Raw genomic sequence first — 17,135 nt, 5'->3', positions numbered from 1 at the left:
ATGCAGTTATTCATGGTGTATTTAGGTGGGCGAATTCAGGGCTGTCATATAGAAATGCACGACATTCGTTTTGTAGTTGGGCAAAACATTGAGCAAACCTATACTAAATTAAAAAGCCAATGGGTGGGCGACAAAAACAGCGTGCATATGGATAGCTACATGGCAATTAACCACATAGATGGTTATAAAGTTACAGTAAGCGACACGCCAGTTGAGCAAACTAAACAGCTTTACTTTGTAAACTTAGGCGCCTACAGAAGCGATTTAATGGCTGAGCAACACGACTTTGCACTGTATGTAGCAAGCAGTAGTCAAGAGGCCAAACAGCGCGCTAAAAACGATTTACTCGCTGGCTTTAGCCATATTCATAAAGATGATTTACACGACGTAGACGATTGCTTTGCAATAGATTTACTCGACAGCCAGCTTAGTATAAAACTGACCCCAAGTGGGCAAGCACAAAAAATAAAACCTGATTGGTTTGGTTATCATGTACTTTAAACACATAAGGCAGGATTAAGAATCCTGCTCGTTTTGTTCTTCTTTTTCGCTTTTAGCCGCCATTTTAAAGGCTACAACCACTAAGCCAAACATTGCAAATGGCAGCGCTGCTAACATGTATTCAATCATGTTACTGTCTTGATAATCCGCTTGCATAAAAAAGTGCCCCACCACACACATTAAAATAACCACCAGTAATATAGGCAGTAGCATGAGTTCTTTTTTTGCAGAGTGCTTTTTCATTGTTGTTATGACTTTAGCTAAAAATAAAGCGCTATTGTAATGAGCAAGTTAGCGGTAGGTCAAACTACTCAGACTTTTAATATGGTTTTGGGTATAATTAGTACCATTAATTGCGGTTTTGGTATTTGTTTTTGGAGGTTACGTGGATAAAGCATTGGAGCAGGTTTACCTAGTTGGTGGTGCAGTGCGTGATTTACTGCTAAAAAGAGCATCAAATGACAACGATTATGTTGTTATTGGCGAAACGCCACAGGCAATGGAAGCGCTAGGCTTTGTGCCGATAGGTAGCGACTTTCCGGTTTACTTACACCCAAAAACCAAAGAAGAATATGCACTTGGGCGCACTGAGCGTAAAAGTGGTAAAGGCTATACCGGTTTTGTGGTTGATGCCAGCCCAGATGTGACTCTAGAGGAAGACTTAGCCAGACGTGATTTAACTATAAACTCTATGGCGCTCGATGCTAACGATAATATAATTGACCCATTTAACGGCCAACAAGACCTTAAAGATAAAATACTGCGCCATACAACAGATGCATTTGTAGAAGACCCAGTGCGGGTGTTGCGTATAGCTCGCTTTTTAGCCCGTTTTGGCAGCGAGTGGCGTATACATCCGAGCACTTATGCACTAATGCAACAGCTTAAGCAGCAAGGCGAGCTTAATCATTTAGTGCCAGAGCGAGTATGGTTAGAGACCGAAAAAGCCCTGGGTGAAAAGCATCCCGAACTTTATTTTCAAGCGTTGCAAGGCTTAGGGATTTTTCCCGAGCTTGAGAAAATGGTTAATGTGCCGCAACCTAAACAACATCACCCCGAGGGTGATGTGTTTGTGCATACCATGTTAGTACTTAGGCGTGCAGCCGATTTGAATTTTGATTTAGCAACGCGTTTTGCTGCATTAACTCACGACTTTGGTAAAGCGATCAGTTTTAAAAAACGCGGTAATTTACGTGGCCATGAACGAGATGGGGTTGCTGTAGTTGAACAGTTTTGTGAACGTTTAAAAATACCTAATTGCTTTCGCGATATTGGCGTACTTACTAGCGATAATCACACTCTTTGTCATACATTAGAGCAATTAAGGCCCGAAACGGTTCATAAGTTAATTGTGACTAATTTAAACGCCTTGGTTCATCCACAACGTTTTATTGCTTTTACTCAAGCATGCCAATGCGATGCACAAGGGCGCGGCGAAACACTCGTAGATAAACCTTACCCGCAAGCAGCTAAGCTGCGTGCTATTCATGCAGAACTATTAAAGCTAGATAAAAAACAAGTGGTACAAGCTGCACTTAACAGCGGCAAAAAAGGCCCAGAAATAGGCGAGGAAGTTAAACAAGCGGAAATAAACTGTGTAAAAGCGTTTTTAACACGAGAAAAACAGGCACAGTGAGTAGGGCATTAAAAGTAATTAAATTAAGTAACTTGATGTGCTGTTATCTTTATTGCACTGGCGCTGCGTTACTTTTTTATAGTTGCGGTTTTGGCTCTGCTCGCTTACAGGTTTAGTGCTTGTTGTTGGCCTATATAATTCAAATATAAAATCTAACTCTTCTTGCTCTAATAATGGGTGCATGATTAAACCTTAGCTTAGGGTGATTAGCGCTAGGTTAGGGTTTTGCCACTGAATTAAAAGTGAACAGTTACATTTTAACTCTTACTAAATTGTAACCCAAAAAAAGCCAACCCAGTGGCGAGTATTAGTTAAGTAAATTACAACCCACTTTTACTTAACTAATGGCAGGCTTACAGTAAACACTACGCCATCGCCCTGTTGATTGTTTTTAGCGGTTACACTGGCATTATGGTAGTCGCACACCAACCTTACAATATAGAGTCCTAATCCTAAATGTGGCTGTTGCTGCATTTGCTGGCTACGCACCGACACCATAGAATCAAAAATATGCTCAGTTAAACCGACAGGTAATAATGGACCATAATTCCCTACGGTTAAAATTGCTGCACTGTCGTTTTGCTTTAAGCTAACACTAATTGGCTTTTCTGCGTGGCTAAATTCAATTGCATTATTAATTAACTTATCGAGCAGTTGCGCTATAAACTCTGGTGCGCCTTGCATAGGAAGCGCAGTTTGGCATATATCAAGTGTAAACAGCTGCTTAGGGTAAGTAAGCTGGTAGCCCTGCATGCAGCCACTTATTACTTTTTGTAAGTCGAATGGCTCAGGCTCATTGCTTTGAATACTTTGCTCTAAGCGAGTGGCTTCGCTCATGGTGGTAATAATTTTACCTAAGCGTTCAACGCCTTCACTGGCGCGATCTAAGTACTTTTGACTCAGCTCGCTTTGTGGTTGCATTTGTAGGTTTTCGAGCGATGAGCGCACTACCGCAACAGGTGTACGCAGCTCGTGCGATAACCGCGACGACATATTTTCTAAATAGTTGGTATAGCCACCAAGGCGGCTGACTATATTAGCAAAACTGCGTGATAGATCGCCAATTTCGTCATTAGCATCGCTGTAATTAATACTGCCAGTAACTCGCCCTTGTGCATCTATAGCTTGCTCTGCAGTATCGCGCAAACGCCTAATACGGCTCGATATTCGAGAGGCAAAAAAGAATAACGTTACTGTGCCAATAAGCATCACGGCTAAAATAACGTTAAATAATTTTTCGAGCGATTTATTACGCAGTGTACGTACGCCATTGGTAGTTTCCTCGGCTATTACCGCGCCAATTACTTTATCTTGGATCCAAATAGGGTAAGCAGCCGATAAAATAACGGCTTTACTGTCGGGGGTTAATCGCCACGATGATGCAGGCTGGCCTTTTAGTGCTTTGGCTAAATGACTGCCTTGCATAGCTGCTACGTCGTGCAGAGTATCTAAAAATTCGTTTTCGGGGCGTGTTAAAATTTTATAATAAAGGGGATGCAAGTAGTTTTGCTCAAACTGTTGCCACCAAGTTTCAGGAGCTTGATTGGCAAGGCCGTCAGCCCATACGCCATCGGCATGATGAATCGAGCCCGATTGTGCTAATACTCTATGATGCTTATCGACCACCCAAATACGGCTGCCACTGTGGCCCATGCCTTTTAAAATACGATTAATTTCGGGAGAGGGCACAAGTACTGAACCTAAATCGCTGGGGTTATTTAAGTTTGAGGTCGACATTATTTTAGGTTCTAACAAGGGCTCTTTGTTATCTACATCAACAATGGCAAAGCCAAGCTTATTGCCAAGCATACTAATAGGAAAGCGTAGCTCAATATTGTAGCCAGCCGCCGTACTGCTAAAATAGCCCTGAATTTTTGTAAAGGGTACTTTGCTATCTGCATTAAAAGCGTTTACCCAGCCATCTTGCCGTGGCGCAATAATGTAGCGGTTAAACTGCCCATCAGGTGTTTTTAAGCCAATTTTTAAATGGTCGTTATTAGTAATACTTAAACTGTTTTTTGGCCGATAAACGAGTTGGTTATCAGTTACTTTAAACAGTGCATAAAGGTAATTATCAAACTTTCCTACCATGTGCTCAAACGACAGATCGCTGGCTTGATGCTTGTTGTCGGTTTTTTGTAAGTAGCGTTTGTCGTATTGCCAAAATAATGCCTGATAGCTCTCCCAATCAGTGAGCTTACCATCGAGTTGAATAGGATTTTTAAGGTTGTACGCGTATAGATCGCGGCCCTTTACAACTTGATCTAAAAAACTAGTTTGCTGATCAAATAATGCAGGGCGTTCATGCAGGGCAGTGGCGAGGGCACGGGTAGTGCCTACTAAGGTTTTTTCTTGGCCTTGGCGTAAAAACTTTTCCATTTCCCACACATATTCGTAGCCCAACCAGGGCAATAAAAATAAAAAGCAAGAAAGTAAAATAAACTTACTACGTAGGCCAAATCGCAACATTAAATTTGCTCCCACCTGTAGCCCATGCCATACACTGTGTCTATGCAGTCAAAGTTACTATCGAGTGCTATAAACTTTTTACGAATACGTTTTACGTGTGAAGTTATGGTGCTGTCGTCTACATAAATTTTAGCATCACTCATTAATTCATTACGGCTTTTAACATGTCCGGGGCGCTGTGCGAGGGAGTGCAACATCCAAAATTCGGTTACTGTTAAATCAACTAATAGTTGTTGCCAAAACACCTGCATGCGCTGTGTATCGAGCGTTAACGGCCCACGAGTTATAAGTGCATTTTCGTCGGCAGGTTGTTTAAGTGCTTCCATACGACGAAATAGCGCACCAATACGCGCCGCTAAATGAGCCAAACTAATATCTTTTGTGAGGTAATCGTCGGCGCCCATACGTAGGCCACACACTGTGTCTATTTCGCTATCGCGAGCGGTTAAAAAAATAATAGGCAGCGTTTTAGACAGTGATCGCAATGTTTGGCACAGCAAAAAACCACCATCTATTTCATTACCTAAGCCAATATCAACAATGGCTAAATCGGGCAGGGCATTTTTAAACGCCGCTTCTGCGCTACTACGGTTTGCATACCCAGTTACCTGATAACCTTGTGCGCTGAGCATTTCAGTGTAGTTTTCGCGAATGGCGGGTTCATCTTCAATGATGGCTATTTTTTTCATTTCTGGGTTTATCCTCTTTATTACCAACGCACTATAACGAAGTTTTTAAGCTAAGTACGCTTAAAAAGGCAATTGCCTTTTTTTTGCCACAATTGCTCAGTGGTTTGCCATTTTTGCTCCCCTTTGTTGCCACTTGAGCTTGTTTTAATACACCCATCAAAACAAAACATCACAAATTAAAAAGTAAGTTTAAGGATCAATCATGAAGAAGACATTAATAGCGCTAACCCTAGCGGCCGTTTTTTGCGGCCCCGCATTAGCATCAACCTCTAATAATACGGCTACAAAAGAAGCGCACACCGAAACCGCAATAGGCTTAGGAGCGGGCGCTATTATAGGTGGTGTAGTAGGCGGTCCTATTGGTGCTTTTGTGGGAGCATTTGCTGGTGGTTTAATAGGCGATGCAAAAGTTGCTGATAACAAAATTGCCCAGCAACAGCGTGCAATAATTGTAATGACAGAAAAAACCAACGACTACCAACACCTGCTTAGCCATAACAGCCAGTTAGAGCAACAAATCGAAGTGCTTGCTAATCAAAATGAGCAGTTAACACAATCGCAAATTAATAATTTACTTGCCATGACAGTACAGTTTAAAACCGGCTCACGTGTTATTGCGCCACATTTTGCATTGCAGTTAGACCAACTCGTTACGCTTTTAAAAAACCAGCCACAGTTAGCGCTCGATTTAAGTGGGTTTGCCGATCAACGCGGTGATGAACAAGCCAACCTTTTACTTTCAAAAGCACGTGTAAATGCGGTGCAAAGCTATTTAATAAAACAGGGCGTAAGCCACACGCGCTTAAGCACGCAAGCATTTGGTGAGCAGCAAACACTTGCTAAAACTAACACAGTAGAAGACAACACGTTTGATCGGCGGGTAACCCTTACTACTCGTTTAATAAATCCTGTAAATAGCCAAACAGCAAGTAATTAAATTAAAGCCTTCGATGGAGTGATTTTATGTTTTTTTTGAGTAAACCAAGCAAAGTGCTTACCCTTAAATGGGTAAGCCTTTTTACACTGGGTATACTGGTGATGTTAGCGAGCTTTAAAAGCCACGCACACTCTCCCAAGTTAGAACTTTTTGATAGCAGCGGCGCACAAGCAGGCCCTGCAATAATATTAAAAAGTGATGCAAATATGACATTAACCGGACTTATAAATCATGTTGTAGTTAAACAAACTTATCAAAACCAAAACCCGTTTGCTGTTAATGCGCGTTATGTGTTTCCGCTGCCCGATGAAAGCGCAGTACATGCTATGACCATGCGTATTGGCGAGCGAGTAATTAAGGGCCAAATTGATAAAAAAGTGGCGGCCGAAAAAAAATACGCAGAAGCCAAACAGGCCGGCAAGCAAGCAGCACTAGTACGCCAGCAACGCGCTAATATGTTTATTACAAACGTAGCTAATATAGCCCCTGGGGAGCAGGTTATTATTGAGCTGGAATATCAAGAAATAATTGATTACAGCAGCGGCACCTTTACAGTGCGCTTTCCGGGCACAATCACACCGCGTTATCATGTAACCCAAGGTGAAATTGACATAAATAAAGAAAGCCAAAAACCAACTAACTCGCTACCACATGGTTGGCTAAGCCCAGTTTATAGCACGCAAAAAAATGACGATAAGCCAAGTAGTCAGTTTAATTTAAACTTAGATATAGACGTAGGTTTAGAGCTGGTAGATATAAATTCTAAATTTCATAATGTAAATATTCAAAACACTGCATTTGGACAATACTCAATAGAGTTAAATGAGCAAAATGCGCTAAACCGCGACTTTGTGCTGGAGTTTAAACCACTGCAAAAAGAGCAAGCCCAAGCTGCATTTTTTACCGAGCAGTTTGAAAATGGCGAGCGCTACGGGCTCGCTATGCTAATGCCGCCTGCAGATAACTTTATAACAACGCAGCGATTAGCCCGCGAAACAGTATTTGTAGTCGATACTTCGGGCTCTATGCATGGGCAGTCTATGGAGCAAGCTAAAAACGCATTGTTTTATGCGCTATCGCTGCTAGACAGTAACGACAGTTTTAACATTATAGGGTTTGATAATGTAGTAACCCTAATGAGCGATAAACCTTTAGTTGCAAGTGGCTTTAATTTACGCCGCGCAGAGCGCTTTATATATGGGTTACAAGCCGACGGCGGTACAGAAATACAAGGCGCACTTGATGCCGTTTTAGATGGTTCGCAGTTTGATGGTTTTGTACGCCAAGTAATATTTTTAACCGATGGTAGCGTAAGCAACGAAGATGCACTGTTTAAAAGTATTCAAGCTAAATTAGGCGATAGCCGCTTATTTACAGTTGGTATTGGCAGCGCCCCCAATAGCTTTTTTATGCGCCGTGCGGCAGATGTAGGCAAGGGCTCGTTTACTTTTATAGGCAGCACTAGCGAGGTGCAACCTAAAATGCAGCAGTTATTTGATAAGCTCGCACACCCTGCAATTACTAATTTAGCGCTAAGCGATGAAAACGGTAATAGCCTAGACTTTTGGCCTTCGCCACTGCCAGATCTCTATTTTAATGAGCCAATAATGGTGGCTATAAAGCTCAATAATACCAGTAATGTAATATTAAACGGGCAAACTGCACAAGGGCCTATTAGTATTAACCTAAACACACAAGCAGGCTCAAATGCTAAAGGAATTGCTAAGCTGTGGGCTCGTCAAAAAATTAAGTCGTTGCTGCTCTATAACTCACAAAATGCAGTTAAAGACGAAGTGCAACAATTGGCGCTTACTCATCAATTACTCAGCCCATTTACGGCTTTTATAGCAATAGAGCAAACACAAATTAATCCAATAGCAGAACAAACAGCTAATGCTACTAACGCAGTTCCTCAGGGTATGGCAATGCGTTTGCCACAAACCGACGGGCAAAGCAAAGTACATATAATATTAGGAATTTTATTGTTAAGTGGGTTTGTGCTAGTAAGGCGTTTTAAATGAAAAAGTGGCTAAGCGCGGGGCTATTAATACTTGGTTTGGGGTTATTTGGTCATGGCGCTTACATGCAAGGCAAAGCATGGCTGGCGCAATTACTAATTGAACAGGCCTGGCAGCAGGCTCTTAAAACGCCTGAGGCAAAAGTTAAGCCATGGTTTTACGCCGATAGTTATGTAACCGCACAATTAAATTGGCCGGCGCATAATGAAAAACTCACCGTATTAGCAGGTGCTAGCGGGCGTAATTTAGCCTTTGCGCCCAGCCACTTTTTACCCGCAGCAGAGCTTGGTAGTAAACAAGCTGGGGCACTCATTGCAGGGCATAACGACACTCACTTTGCTTTTTTACAGCACGTTAAAGTGGGAGAGCAGTTTACCCTGCAATTACAAAATGGCACCTTGCAGCATTATAAAGTAACCGGCAGCGAGGTAATTCATGAGTCAGAAAACACATTTTTACACACTGCACAATTGTATTTACTAACGTGCTACCCTTTTGACGCGTTAGCATCGGGAACCGAATTTAGGCTATTGGTTTCGGCCGATATGATATCGGAGGTAGTAAGATCGGTGGAAATATCCTCGCCCGACTCGGCGCTGGGGATATCAACCACTAATTCTTGATGACGTTGGCTGATCATTACGCCAACAAATACCACAAATATACTCAGCCACTGCCACAAGTTAAGCACTTCATTTAAAATGATGGCCGAAAGAATCAGCGTAAATATAGGAATTAAATTTGAATAAGCCGCTGCGGTTAATACCGAGACCTTACTAATAGCGTAGTTATACATACCATAACCGCCTAAAGTAACAAACGAGCCTAAATATAAAATACTTAATAAAGCGGTTATATTGTGTTGATTTTCGCTTGGTAGGTCGATAAAAAGCAAAAACGGTGCAAAAAATAAACTGCCACTAATGCCTTGCAGCGCTATAAGCGTTAACGGTGAATAACGACTCGCTAAGTGTTTAATGCAAACGGTATAAAACGCCGCACATACCATGGCCATAAGTTCTAAAAAATTACCTAATAATGGGTTAGGCGCTTGATCGGAGTTTGGTGAAAGCACAGTGAGCAAAATGCTGCCACCAATACAAAAAGTAAAGCCAATAATAATAGATTTACTGATGTATTCTTTAAGCATAAAAAAAGCCAGTACAGCAATAATAATAGGCAAGCACGACACAATTACCCCCGCCTGCGATGCCGAGGTATATTCCATTGCATGGCCTTCAAATAAAAAGTACAAGCAAGGCTCAGCCAGCGACATAGCAATTAAATACTTCCAGTCACCAACTCTGTATTCAAAGCGTATTACATAGCGCCATAAGCACAGCGATAAAAATAATGTGGTTAGCATGCGTAAAAATATCACCAAAGCAGGGTCGTAAATAGCAATGGCATACTTAAGTGCAATAAAGGAACTACCCCATAAAAAGGTGGCAATAATTAAACATAAACTGGCAGGCATAGCAGGTAATTTACACAATTGAATAAAATCAGATCCTAGCATGAATATATTTTACTTGTTGAAAAATACCCAGCTGGTATAAATAAATTCATCTTTAATTATTCAGTAGTAAAAATAAATGCAAAGGGATCAGGTAATCGTTGTAAAGCTAGGTACAAGTGTACTGACTGGCGGCACCGATAAGCTAGATAAAGCGCATATGGTTGAACTAGTGCGCCAATGTTGTGAGCTTAAAAAGCAAGGGCATCACGTTATTTTAGTTTCGAGCGGAGCCGTGGCGGCCGGACGAGAACAATTACTAAAGCCCTGTGGCCGCAGCGTAATAGATAAGCAAATGCTAGCAGCAGTTGGTCAAGGCCAGCTCATTCATATTTGGCAAAGCTTGTTTGCTTTGTATGGTGTAAACGTAGGGCAAATGCTGTTAACCCGCGCCGATGTTAACGACAGAGAGCGCTATTTAAATGCCCGCGATACACTTAATGCATTATTAAACTACGATGTAGTGCCCATCATTAACGAAAATGATGCGGTTGCTACTAGTGAAATAAAAGTAGGCGATAACGATAATTTATCAGCGTTGGTGGCTATTTTAGCTAATGCCAATAAGCTGTTATTGCTTACCGATCAAGAAGGATTATTTACCAGCGATCCGCGCACTAATGCCGATGCCACATTAATTGGTGAAGTGAGTGATATTAACGACGAATTGCGCCAGCTTGCTGGTGGTAGTGGCACAAACTTGGGCACCGGCGGTATGGCAACCAAACTGCAAGCAGCCGACATTGCAAGGCGTGCTGGGGTTGAGGTTATAATTGCCAAAGGTGCGGGTAAAAATGTCATTTTAAAATGTATGAGCGAGCAACTGCCCGGCACACGTTTTTTAAAGCTCACTGCGCCAAAAGAAGGGCGTAAAAAGTGGTTACTCGCTGGACCTAAAAGTAGCGGGCAAATTGTTATTGATGCCGGTGCAATAACCGCGCTGCAAACTAAAGGTGCAAGCTTACTTGCTAAAGGCGTGACCAATGCGTTGGGGGCATTTGAGCGCGGCGATCTAATAAGTGTAATAAATAGCGACAAACAACTTATTGCTCGTGGGTTAACCCGCTTTAGCAGCAGCGAAGTTAATAAAATTAAAGGCGCGCACTCTAAGCAAATAGGTGAGTTACTTGATTACGATGGCGGGGCAGAAGTACTGCATCGCGATGACTTAATTTTACTGTAATAAAAAGCAGTATAGCTGAATAAATAAGCTCCCATTTTAGTAGCTAAATAATTAACCTGACCCGAGGTTGAGCTTACAAAGCTCAAATATACTGGCTGAGTATATTTGAGCTTTTTTGCTGCTATTTTTGTGTTAAAATCTGGCACCTTAAATTTGTTGTAAATAGAGTGCAGTTAATGAAATTAGTTCGTTGGTTATTAGGAAGTATAATTTTATTCTTTAATTTTGTATTTACGCCACGTAGTAAAAAACGTGCTCCAGAAGTGCAACAGCAGCTTGATCAGCAAACCGCACAATTTAAGCTTTATCAATTTAAAGCATGCCCGTTTTGTGTAAAAGTGCGCCGTGCTATTAAGCGCGAAGGCCTTAAAATAGAAACGCGTGATGCAAAAAGTAATGAGCAATATCGTCAAGAACTGCTAGAACAAGGCGGAAAAGTTAAAGTGCCTTGTCTGCGCATCGAGCAAAATGGCCAAGTAACTTGGCTATACGAATCAAACGATATTATTGCTTATATAAACAAAGTAGCAGCATAAATAACTTTACCATCTCACTTATTAAAAGAGACATTACCATGACAATTCGCACCCGTGTTGCCCCGTCGCCAACTGGCGACCCGCATCTTGGCACCGCTTATATCGCCTTATTTAATTACTGTTTTGCTAAACAGCAAGGTGGTGAATTTGTACTTCGCATTGAAGATACCGACCAAGTACGTAGCACTGCCGAGTCAGAGCAAGCAATTATGGATAGTTTGCGTTGGTTAGGACTCGAGTGGGATCATGGCCCAGATGTGGGCGGTGAGTTTGGCCCGTACCGCCAGTCTGAGCGTAGCGATTTATACAAAAAATACGCACACCAACTCGTTGACGACGGCAAAGCATTTTACTGTTTTGCAACAAGCGAAGAGCTGGATAAAATGCGCGAAGAGCAAATGGCAGAAGGTCTACGCCCTAAATACGACGGCCGTGGCTTAAACCACACAGACGACGAAATTAAAGCAAACCTAGCAGCGGGTAAACCTTACGTTATACGTATGAAAATCCCTAGCGAAGGCACTTTTAAATTTAACGACTACCTACGCGACGAAATTGAGATCCCGTGGGAAAACGTCGATATGCAAGTGCTATTAAAAGCTGATGGCTTCCCAACTTACTTTTTAGCGAACGTAGTTGACGACCACCATATGCAAATTAGCCATATTTTCCGTGGCGAAGAGTGGATTAACTCAGCGCCTAAGCTATTAAAACTTTACGAAGATTTTGGTTGGGAAGCGCCAGTACTTGGGCATTTACCGCTACTGCGTAACCCAGATAAGTCAAAACTGTCTAAGCGTAAAAACCCAACCTCTATTAACTACTATAAAGAAATGGGTTACCTGCCAGAAGCCGTGCTTAACTATTTAGGCCGCATGGGTTGGTCAATGCCAGATGAGCGTGAAAAATTCACTCTTAACGAAATGATTGAAAACTTCGATATGAAGCGCGTGTCACTAGGTGGCCCAGTATTCGACGTAGATAAACTTAGCTGGTTAAACGGCATGTGGATCCGCGAAAACCTAACTGACGAGCAGTTAATTCAGCGCTTTGTTGATTGGAAGTTTAATGGCGAAATGCTAGCTAAAGTATTACCAGAAGCCAAAGCACGTATTAACACATTGTCGGACTTAGTTGACTTAGCTGGGCATTTTGTTGGTGGTATACCTACTTATGATCCTGCGCTATTAACCGCGGGTAAAGCCGATGAAGACGTAATTCGCCAAGCACTACAATTTTTTGTATGGCAGCTAGAAGGCCTACGTAGCTTTGATAAACCAGCTATTTTTGCCATTGCAAAAGAAGTAGCAACGTTCCACGAGCTTAAAATTAAAGACTTTTTAGAGCCGATTTTTGTGGCAATTACGGGTAAAACGTCATCTACCTCTGTGCTTGATGCTATGGAAATATTAGGATCTGACCTATCGCGTGCTCGTTTACGTGTAGCATTGGCGCATTTAGGTATTTCTAAAAAGCAGGCTAAAAATATCGAACGTGCCTACCGCGAATACCCAAGTGCATAATTGCTAAATAATGCATTTTTAAAAGCCGAGCTTAGTAAATAAGTTCGGCTTTTTTGTTTCAGGTTGTTTAGTTATATGACATCGTATTTTGATATTGTTTAGTCTAAGCATTCATAATTTACTAAATGCTACAATGCGGCATATAAACTCATAGGAGTCAGTATGATTGCAACCGTTAAAAACAAAGCCATTTTTAGCAGTAATACATTTTCGATAAACCTTGTTACTTACCCAACTAATCACAGCGTAATGAACCACATTGATCCGGTGCAGCAAGGGCGCTATTACAAACTCAACTTTGTGTTAGTAAAACCTAAAAGCGGTGGGGTGTTTAAATGCGCTAAATGTATTATTAACTGGTTTAATAGGGTGTATTTATTTAGGCCCGATAAGTACGAACACAGCGTATCTAAAATCGAGTCTGGAAAGCGTGTGCTACTGAGCTTTGCACTTAATATATGATTTATTAATAGTCGTAGGCCTGTCCGGTACATAAAACAGATAGGTCGCAATACGATACAGAGGTTTCGCTACAAGAGTTTATAGTAAAAGCATTTGCGCCTCTGCGCATGGCATCAGCTTTAAGTAAATCAATAGCATTTGATTTAGAACGGTTATAGCTTACATTATTGTTACCCATACCATCGCCATCACAGCTTTCACCTGCTATTCGGCCTAAAAGTGTAGCGCCACTTTCGTGTGCTTCTTGGTCGTTGTAAAACTGCTGCAAATCTCTTTTATTAACGTAGGTACCAATTTCTTGAGATAAAACGTCGTTGTCTATATCAGTATGAAAAGTCATGTTTGAGCAACCACTTAAAGTAGCCAGTGCAGTTATTATTGCCATAAAACGTAGCATATTTATTAGTCCTTTAATTTATTGTTTGAAGTAGTAAATTACTAACAAAATCGAATGTGGGCAATGTTTACTACTGAGTAAATTGTTAGTATTTGTAAATGACTTTATATGCACTCGGTTTTACTTAGCATAGGATAAGTAAACAAAAAGAAATGACAAATATTTACTAACCAATGGCATAAAATAGCCCACTCTAAACGCTGCGTTTTATAAAAAACATAGCCGTATCCCAAACCTGCAATAAATGAAACTAATACATAGCTAACTCCCCCAGCAAAATGTGCCAAAGCAAAAATACCTGCAGTAATTACAGGCGCAAATATTGCCAAGCGGGTAGGCGTAATAATTTGGCTAAGCTTGGTTTGTAATAAGCCTCTAAATAAAGCTTCCTCAGCAACACAGGTAAATAAAAGGTTTATAGCAATAAATGCTAACCAGAAGTCAGGAACCTTAGGGTTAAAGCTTACCAGCCCAAGCATTAAAGCTGCAGTAAGTGCGGCTAAAATGGTAGTAATAATTATTAAAATAGGGGGGTTAATTAATGAAGTCGTCTTTTTAGACTCTGCTTTTAAAGGCTTTATATTTGAATAAAAGTAAGCACAAAGAAAGAGGCCAGCCATCGCTTTATCAAAATTAGCATAAAGGGTAAAAGCAATTGCATCGCTGGTAATATGCTCGTTTATAGCAATAGGAAGGTTGTTAAAACCAGGCACCCAATGAAGCGCTAATGCCAATGAGGAAACTATAAAAACAGTGCTTAAAATAGCGCGTATTATTGTTTGCTTTATATGAAGCACAAAGTGATATAAAGCAACGTAAAGCCCAATACTGAGCAGTCCATATAAATTTATATAACCCTCAAAATACGCACATATAACACTTAAAGCCATTAAGTAGTGCCAAAGTGGTTGCCGTATTATTGATACTTTACAGTACGGAAAAACACATATAATCGATAATGCTAATAAATAAAAAGTCATTATTTTTTTATTACTCTGTTTTATTTAGTAACTAATCTAACAGATTCGACCTCTCATTTTATTTTTTCTGTTAATATAGCCAGGTTATAAGCCGTTTAAGTAGTGAACACCCTATGTTAAGTCCTTTTTATCAGCAACATGCTGATTATGTTTCGATCTCTCGTGAGCAAGGCTGTCGTTTCGCCAAGTGTATTGCTGATGATTACAACCCACTTCACGATAAAGATGCGAAGAAATTTTGTGCTCCAGGAGACTTACTTTTTTCATTAGTATTAGATCGTTACGGTATTAGTGAACGCATGGAGTTTACTTTTGCGGGTATGGTTGACGAAAATACCAAACTTAGCTTCCCAGCAGAGGCCGATGAGTTTGATGTAACAAACGGCGATAAAGTAATTTTAAAGGTAAAACGCGAAGGTAAAACCAGCAAATGCCCAGCACTTACTAATAGCTTAATTAAAAATTATGTTGAGTTTTCAGGCGCGGCGTTTCCGCACGTGATTATTCCGCTCATGGGTAAGCAAGAGGTAATGATTAACCCTGCACGCCCGATGATTATTTACGAATCGATGATTATAAATCTTGATACTGTTGAAATTAGTGCACCGACACTTGAATTTGCAGAGCCTAGTTTTGAATACGCAGGTAAACGCGGCAAAATTACTTTGCGCTTTAATTTGCTAGAAAACGGTAAAAAAGTGGGTTTTGGTGAAAAGCACATGGTGGTATCGGGTATTCGCGAGTACTGCCAAGCTACGGTTGATGATTTGATTGCTTTTTACAACGAGCGCAAAGCAAATTTAAAACCAGCTTAAAAACGAGATGAATTTTAAAAGGTGCTATTTAGCGCCTTTTTTATTGGCACAAATAAAAGCAGATAAATACGATTAAATAGTTTTCTCAAGCACTCTAATTTACGGCATGAGTGAATATGAGTACAATAGCGCTCTTTGTCATTTTAAAGCTAAGCCTATGTCTGCCACTACGTTCTCATCACTTAATCTCGACCCGTTGTTATTAACTGCGATTGAGCAAAATAATTACACTCAACCTACCGCAATTCAGATTAAAACCATCCCGCCTATTTTAGCGGGCAGTGATGTAATGGGCAGTGCACAAACTGGCACAGGTAAAACCGCAGCGTTTGTACTACCACTGCTACACAAACTTTTAAACACCCCTAAAAAAGATGAGCCAGGTGTTGCTCGCGTGGTAATTTTAACGCCAACTCGCGAACTTGCTCAGCAAGTATTTGCCAGCTTTGAAAAATATGCCCAAGGCACCAATATTAAAGGGGCATTAGCGTATGGCGGCGCAAGCATAGGCCCACAAATAAAAGCCCTAAAAGATGCGCAAGTAATAGTAGCCACCCCGGGGCGCTTACTCGATCATATTGTTAAAGGCAGTGTGGTGCTTTCAAGTGTTGACTCGCTGGTGTTTGATGAAGCCGATCGTATGCTTGATATGGGATTTATTGACGAAATTAAACGTATATTGCGCCATATTCCAGGCGATCGCCAAACTTTGTTATTTTCGGCGACTTTTGATGACAGCGTATTTGCGCTTAGTAAAAAACTACTTAAAAACCCAGAATTAGTTGAAGTTGATAAACGCAACTCAGCAGCAGTTGAGGTTGAGCAAGTAATTTACTCAGTAGACGAGGATCGCAAGCGCGAGCTGGTATCGCACATGATCGGCATGAAAAATTGGCGCCAAGTGCTTATTTTTACTCGCACCAAACAAATGGCCGACCAACTGGCTAAAGAAATGTGTAAAGACGGTTTAAAAACCGAGTCAATCCATGGTGATAAATCACAAGGCGCACGCGACCGCGCACTACAAAACTTTAAAGAAGGCATTACCCGTGTATTAGTTGCTACCGATGTAGCCGCACGTGGCTTAGATATTCCAACACTTAGATTTGTAATTAACTTTGAACTGCCATACATAGCCGAAGACTACGTACATCGCATTGGCCGTACAGGTCGCGCTGGTGAGCAAGGGCTTGCAATGTCGCTAGTAAGTATTGACGAGCAATGGTTACTTGAAGAAATAGAAGTACTGTTAGATACCCGCTTAACGCCACAGTGGCTAGCAGGCTACGAGCCAGATCCAAACAAAAAGCCAAAAGATAACCGCAAAAACACCAATAAATCACGAAAAGACCGCGATAAAAAACGCATTACAGGACAAAGAGAGCCAAGTAGAAGACGTAAATAACAGTTTTTTAGTTTTGGCTTTCAATTGTCAGTGAAATAATACGACCCCGAAAAATAGCCGCGGGGTTG

The 17,135-nt window shown here is 41.1% G+C and carries 17 protein-coding genes and 1 pseudogene; 11 read left to right on the top strand and 7 right to left on the bottom strand.

The genetic code is table 11. The features are described 5' to 3' along the window. A complete protein-coding gene (locus tag AAEZ22_RS02930) occupies nt 1–501 on the top strand; it encodes a DUF1543 domain-containing protein (protein ID WP_011327321.1) in 501 nt (166 codons plus the stop codon). A 15-nt stretch (nt 502–516) separates the two neighbouring features. Here AAEZ22_RS02930 and AAEZ22_RS02925 read toward each other — a convergent pair whose 3' ends face one another. After that, nucleotides 517–744, bottom strand: coding sequence for a hypothetical protein (locus AAEZ22_RS02925; RefSeq protein WP_011327322.1), 228 nt, complete (start codon nt 742–744; stop codon nt 517–519). A 142-nt stretch (nt 745–886) separates the two neighbouring features. On the opposite strand from AAEZ22_RS02925, the gene AAEZ22_RS02920 reads away from it, so the two are divergent. Then, the gene (locus AAEZ22_RS02920) at nt 887–2,137 is read left to right on the top strand and encodes a multifunctional CCA addition/repair protein (RefSeq protein WP_197107917.1); all 1,251 of its coding nucleotides are present in this window, start codon (nt 887–889) and stop codon (nt 2,135–2,137) included. Between the two features lie 18 nt (nt 2,138–2,155). Here the strand turns inward: AAEZ22_RS02920 and AAEZ22_RS02915 are convergent, their stop codons facing one another. From AAEZ22_RS02915 to pdsR, 3 genes are all read right to left on the bottom strand, one after another. Beyond that, nucleotides 2,156–2,320 carry a hypothetical protein gene (locus AAEZ22_RS02915; protein ID WP_011327324.1) on the bottom strand — a complete coding sequence of 55 codons (165 nt, stop codon included), beginning with the start codon at nt 2,318–2,320 and terminating at the stop codon, nt 2,156–2,158. A gap of 150 nt (nt 2,321–2,470) precedes the next feature. Further along, entirely contained in the window at nt 2,471–4,606 is a 2,136-nt protein-coding gene (gene pdsS / locus AAEZ22_RS02910) for a proteobacterial dedicated sortase system histidine kinase (protein WP_350627788.1), read from the bottom strand. Beyond that, the gene (pdsR, locus tag AAEZ22_RS02905; protein WP_011327326.1) at nt 4,606–5,295 is read right to left on the bottom strand and encodes a proteobacterial dedicated sortase system response regulator; all 690 of its coding nucleotides are present in this window, start codon (nt 5,293–5,295) and stop codon (nt 4,606–4,608) included. The genes pdsS and pdsR overlap by 1 nt, the downstream gene beginning before the upstream one ends. Before the next feature lie 202 nt (nt 5,296–5,497). On the opposite strand from pdsR, the gene pdsO reads away from it, so the two are divergent. The 3 genes and pseudogenes from pdsO to AAEZ22_RS02890 all read left to right on the top strand — a co-directional run. Further along, on the top strand, nt 5,498–6,232 hold the full coding sequence (gene pdsO, locus AAEZ22_RS02900; protein WP_011327327.1) for a sortase-associated OmpA-like protein PdsO: 735 nt from the start codon (nt 5,498–5,500) through the stop codon (nt 6,230–6,232). 26 nt (nt 6,233–6,258) lie between these two features. Continuing rightward, the gene (locus AAEZ22_RS02895; protein WP_352296100.1) at nt 6,259–8,253 is read left to right on the top strand and encodes a marine proteobacterial sortase target protein; all 1,995 of its coding nucleotides are present in this window, start codon (nt 6,259–6,261) and stop codon (nt 8,251–8,253) included. Further along, nucleotides 8,250–8,738: pseudogene (locus tag AAEZ22_RS02890) on the top strand (class GN sortase); the annotation flags it as partial. The gene AAEZ22_RS02895 and the pseudogene AAEZ22_RS02890, both read left to right, overlap by 4 nt. On the opposite strand, the gene AAEZ22_RS02885 reads toward AAEZ22_RS02890, so the two are convergent. Next, nucleotides 8,738–9,727 (bottom strand): DMT family transporter, encoded by a 990-nt coding sequence (locus AAEZ22_RS02885; protein ID WP_041454657.1) that lies wholly within the window; start codon nt 9,725–9,727, stop codon nt 8,738–8,740. The pseudogene AAEZ22_RS02890 and the gene AAEZ22_RS02885 overlap by 1 nt on opposite strands. Before the next feature lie 118 nt (nt 9,728–9,845). Between AAEZ22_RS02885 and proB the strand changes: the two genes are divergently transcribed. The 4 genes from proB to AAEZ22_RS02865 all read left to right on the top strand — a co-directional run bounded on the left by proB (nt 9,846) and on the right by AAEZ22_RS02865 (nt 13,470). Beyond that, nucleotides 9,846–10,949, top strand: coding sequence for a glutamate 5-kinase (proB, locus tag AAEZ22_RS02880; RefSeq protein ID WP_011327331.1), 1,104 nt, complete (start codon nt 9,846–9,848; stop codon nt 10,947–10,949). Nucleotides 10,950–11,125: 176 nt separating this feature from the next. Beyond that, the gene (locus tag AAEZ22_RS02875; protein ID WP_011327332.1) at nt 11,126–11,485 is read left to right on the top strand and encodes a glutaredoxin family protein; all 360 of its coding nucleotides are present in this window, start codon (nt 11,126–11,128) and stop codon (nt 11,483–11,485) included. A 38-nt stretch (nt 11,486–11,523) separates the two neighbouring features. Continuing rightward, on the top strand, nt 11,524–13,008 hold the full coding sequence (gene gltX / locus AAEZ22_RS02870; RefSeq protein WP_011327333.1) for a glutamate--tRNA ligase: 1,485 nt from the start codon (nt 11,524–11,526) through the stop codon (nt 13,006–13,008). 162 nt (nt 13,009–13,170) lie between these two features. Then, nucleotides 13,171–13,470, top strand: a complete 300-nt coding sequence (locus AAEZ22_RS02865) for a hypothetical protein (RefSeq protein ID WP_011327334.1) — start codon at nt 13,171–13,173, stop codon at nt 13,468–13,470. A gap of 4 nt (nt 13,471–13,474) precedes the next feature. Here AAEZ22_RS02865 and AAEZ22_RS02860 read toward each other — a convergent pair whose 3' ends face one another. After that, the gene (locus AAEZ22_RS02860) at nt 13,475–13,867 is read right to left on the bottom strand and encodes a hypothetical protein (RefSeq protein WP_352296097.1); all 393 of its coding nucleotides are present in this window, start codon (nt 13,865–13,867) and stop codon (nt 13,475–13,477) included. 104 nt (nt 13,868–13,971) lie between these two features. Further along, nucleotides 13,972–14,757 (bottom strand): CPBP family intramembrane glutamic endopeptidase, encoded by a 786-nt coding sequence (locus AAEZ22_RS02855; protein ID WP_352296094.1) that lies wholly within the window; start codon nt 14,755–14,757, stop codon nt 13,972–13,974. A 203-nt stretch (nt 14,758–14,960) separates the two neighbouring features. On the opposite strand from AAEZ22_RS02855, the gene AAEZ22_RS02850 reads away from it, so the two are divergent. Together AAEZ22_RS02850 and AAEZ22_RS02845 are read left to right on the top strand one after the other, a co-directional pair. Further along, nucleotides 14,961–15,662: a DUF3581 domain-containing protein gene (locus AAEZ22_RS02850; protein ID WP_011327338.1), complete on the top strand. Its 702-nt coding sequence runs from the start codon at nt 14,961–14,963 to the stop codon at nt 15,660–15,662. A gap of 157 nt (nt 15,663–15,819) precedes the next feature. After that, nucleotides 15,820–17,067 (top strand): DEAD/DEAH box helicase, encoded by a 1,248-nt coding sequence (locus AAEZ22_RS02845; protein WP_041454344.1) that lies wholly within the window; start codon nt 15,820–15,822, stop codon nt 17,065–17,067. Nucleotides 17,068–17,135: the final 68 nt, after the last annotated feature.

This window comes from Pseudoalteromonas sp. 20-MNA-CIBAN-0454, from assembly GCF_040308685.1.
Lineage (GTDB): Bacteria > Pseudomonadota > Gammaproteobacteria > Enterobacterales > Alteromonadaceae > Pseudoalteromonas > Pseudoalteromonas nigrifaciens.
This window is presented reverse-complemented; position numbering and strand designations above follow the sequence as displayed.

What these genes read in the sequence shown, in the direction of transcription:
- AAEZ22_RS02855 (WP_352296094.1), bottom strand. Translation starts at nt 14,757, where the DNA reads ATGGCTTTAAGTGTTATATGTGCGTATTTTGAGGGTTATATAAATTTA.
- AAEZ22_RS02930 (WP_011327321.1), top strand. Translation starts at nt 1, where the DNA reads ATGCAGTTATTCATGGTGTATTTAGGTGGGCGAATTCAGGGCTGTCAT.
- pdsS (WP_350627788.1), bottom strand. Translation starts at nt 4,606, where the DNA reads ATGTTGCGATTTGGCCTACGTAGTAAGTTTATTTTACTTTCTTGCTTT.
- AAEZ22_RS02885 (WP_041454657.1), bottom strand. Translation starts at nt 9,727, where the DNA reads ATGCCTGCCAGTTTATGTTTAATTATTGCCACCTTTTTATGGGGTAGT.
- AAEZ22_RS02860 (WP_352296097.1), bottom strand. Translation starts at nt 13,867, where the DNA reads ATGCTACGTTTTATGGCAATAATAACTGCACTGGCTACTTTAAGTGGT.
- gltX (WP_011327333.1), top strand. Translation starts at nt 11,524, where the DNA reads ATGACAATTCGCACCCGTGTTGCCCCGTCGCCAACTGGCGACCCGCAT.
- AAEZ22_RS02875 (WP_011327332.1), top strand. Translation starts at nt 11,126, where the DNA reads ATGAAATTAGTTCGTTGGTTATTAGGAAGTATAATTTTATTCTTTAAT.
- AAEZ22_RS02915 (WP_011327324.1), bottom strand. Translation starts at nt 2,320, where the DNA reads ATGCACCCATTATTAGAGCAAGAAGAGTTAGATTTTATATTTGAATTA.
- AAEZ22_RS02865 (WP_011327334.1), top strand. Translation starts at nt 13,171, where the DNA reads ATGATTGCAACCGTTAAAAACAAAGCCATTTTTAGCAGTAATACATTT.
- AAEZ22_RS02895 (WP_352296100.1), top strand. Translation starts at nt 6,259, where the DNA reads ATGTTTTTTTTGAGTAAACCAAGCAAAGTGCTTACCCTTAAATGGGTA.
- AAEZ22_RS02925 (WP_011327322.1), bottom strand. Translation starts at nt 744, where the DNA reads ATGAAAAAGCACTCTGCAAAAAAAGAACTCATGCTACTGCCTATATTA.
- AAEZ22_RS02845 (WP_041454344.1), top strand. Translation starts at nt 15,820, where the DNA reads ATGTCTGCCACTACGTTCTCATCACTTAATCTCGACCCGTTGTTATTA.
- proB (WP_011327331.1), top strand. Translation starts at nt 9,846, where the DNA reads ATGCAAAGGGATCAGGTAATCGTTGTAAAGCTAGGTACAAGTGTACTG.
- pdsO (WP_011327327.1), top strand. Translation starts at nt 5,498, where the DNA reads ATGAAGAAGACATTAATAGCGCTAACCCTAGCGGCCGTTTTTTGCGGC.
- pdsR (WP_011327326.1), bottom strand. Translation starts at nt 5,295, where the DNA reads ATGAAAAAAATAGCCATCATTGAAGATGAACCCGCCATTCGCGAAAAC.
- AAEZ22_RS02850 (WP_011327338.1), top strand. Translation starts at nt 14,961, where the DNA reads ATGTTAAGTCCTTTTTATCAGCAACATGCTGATTATGTTTCGATCTCT.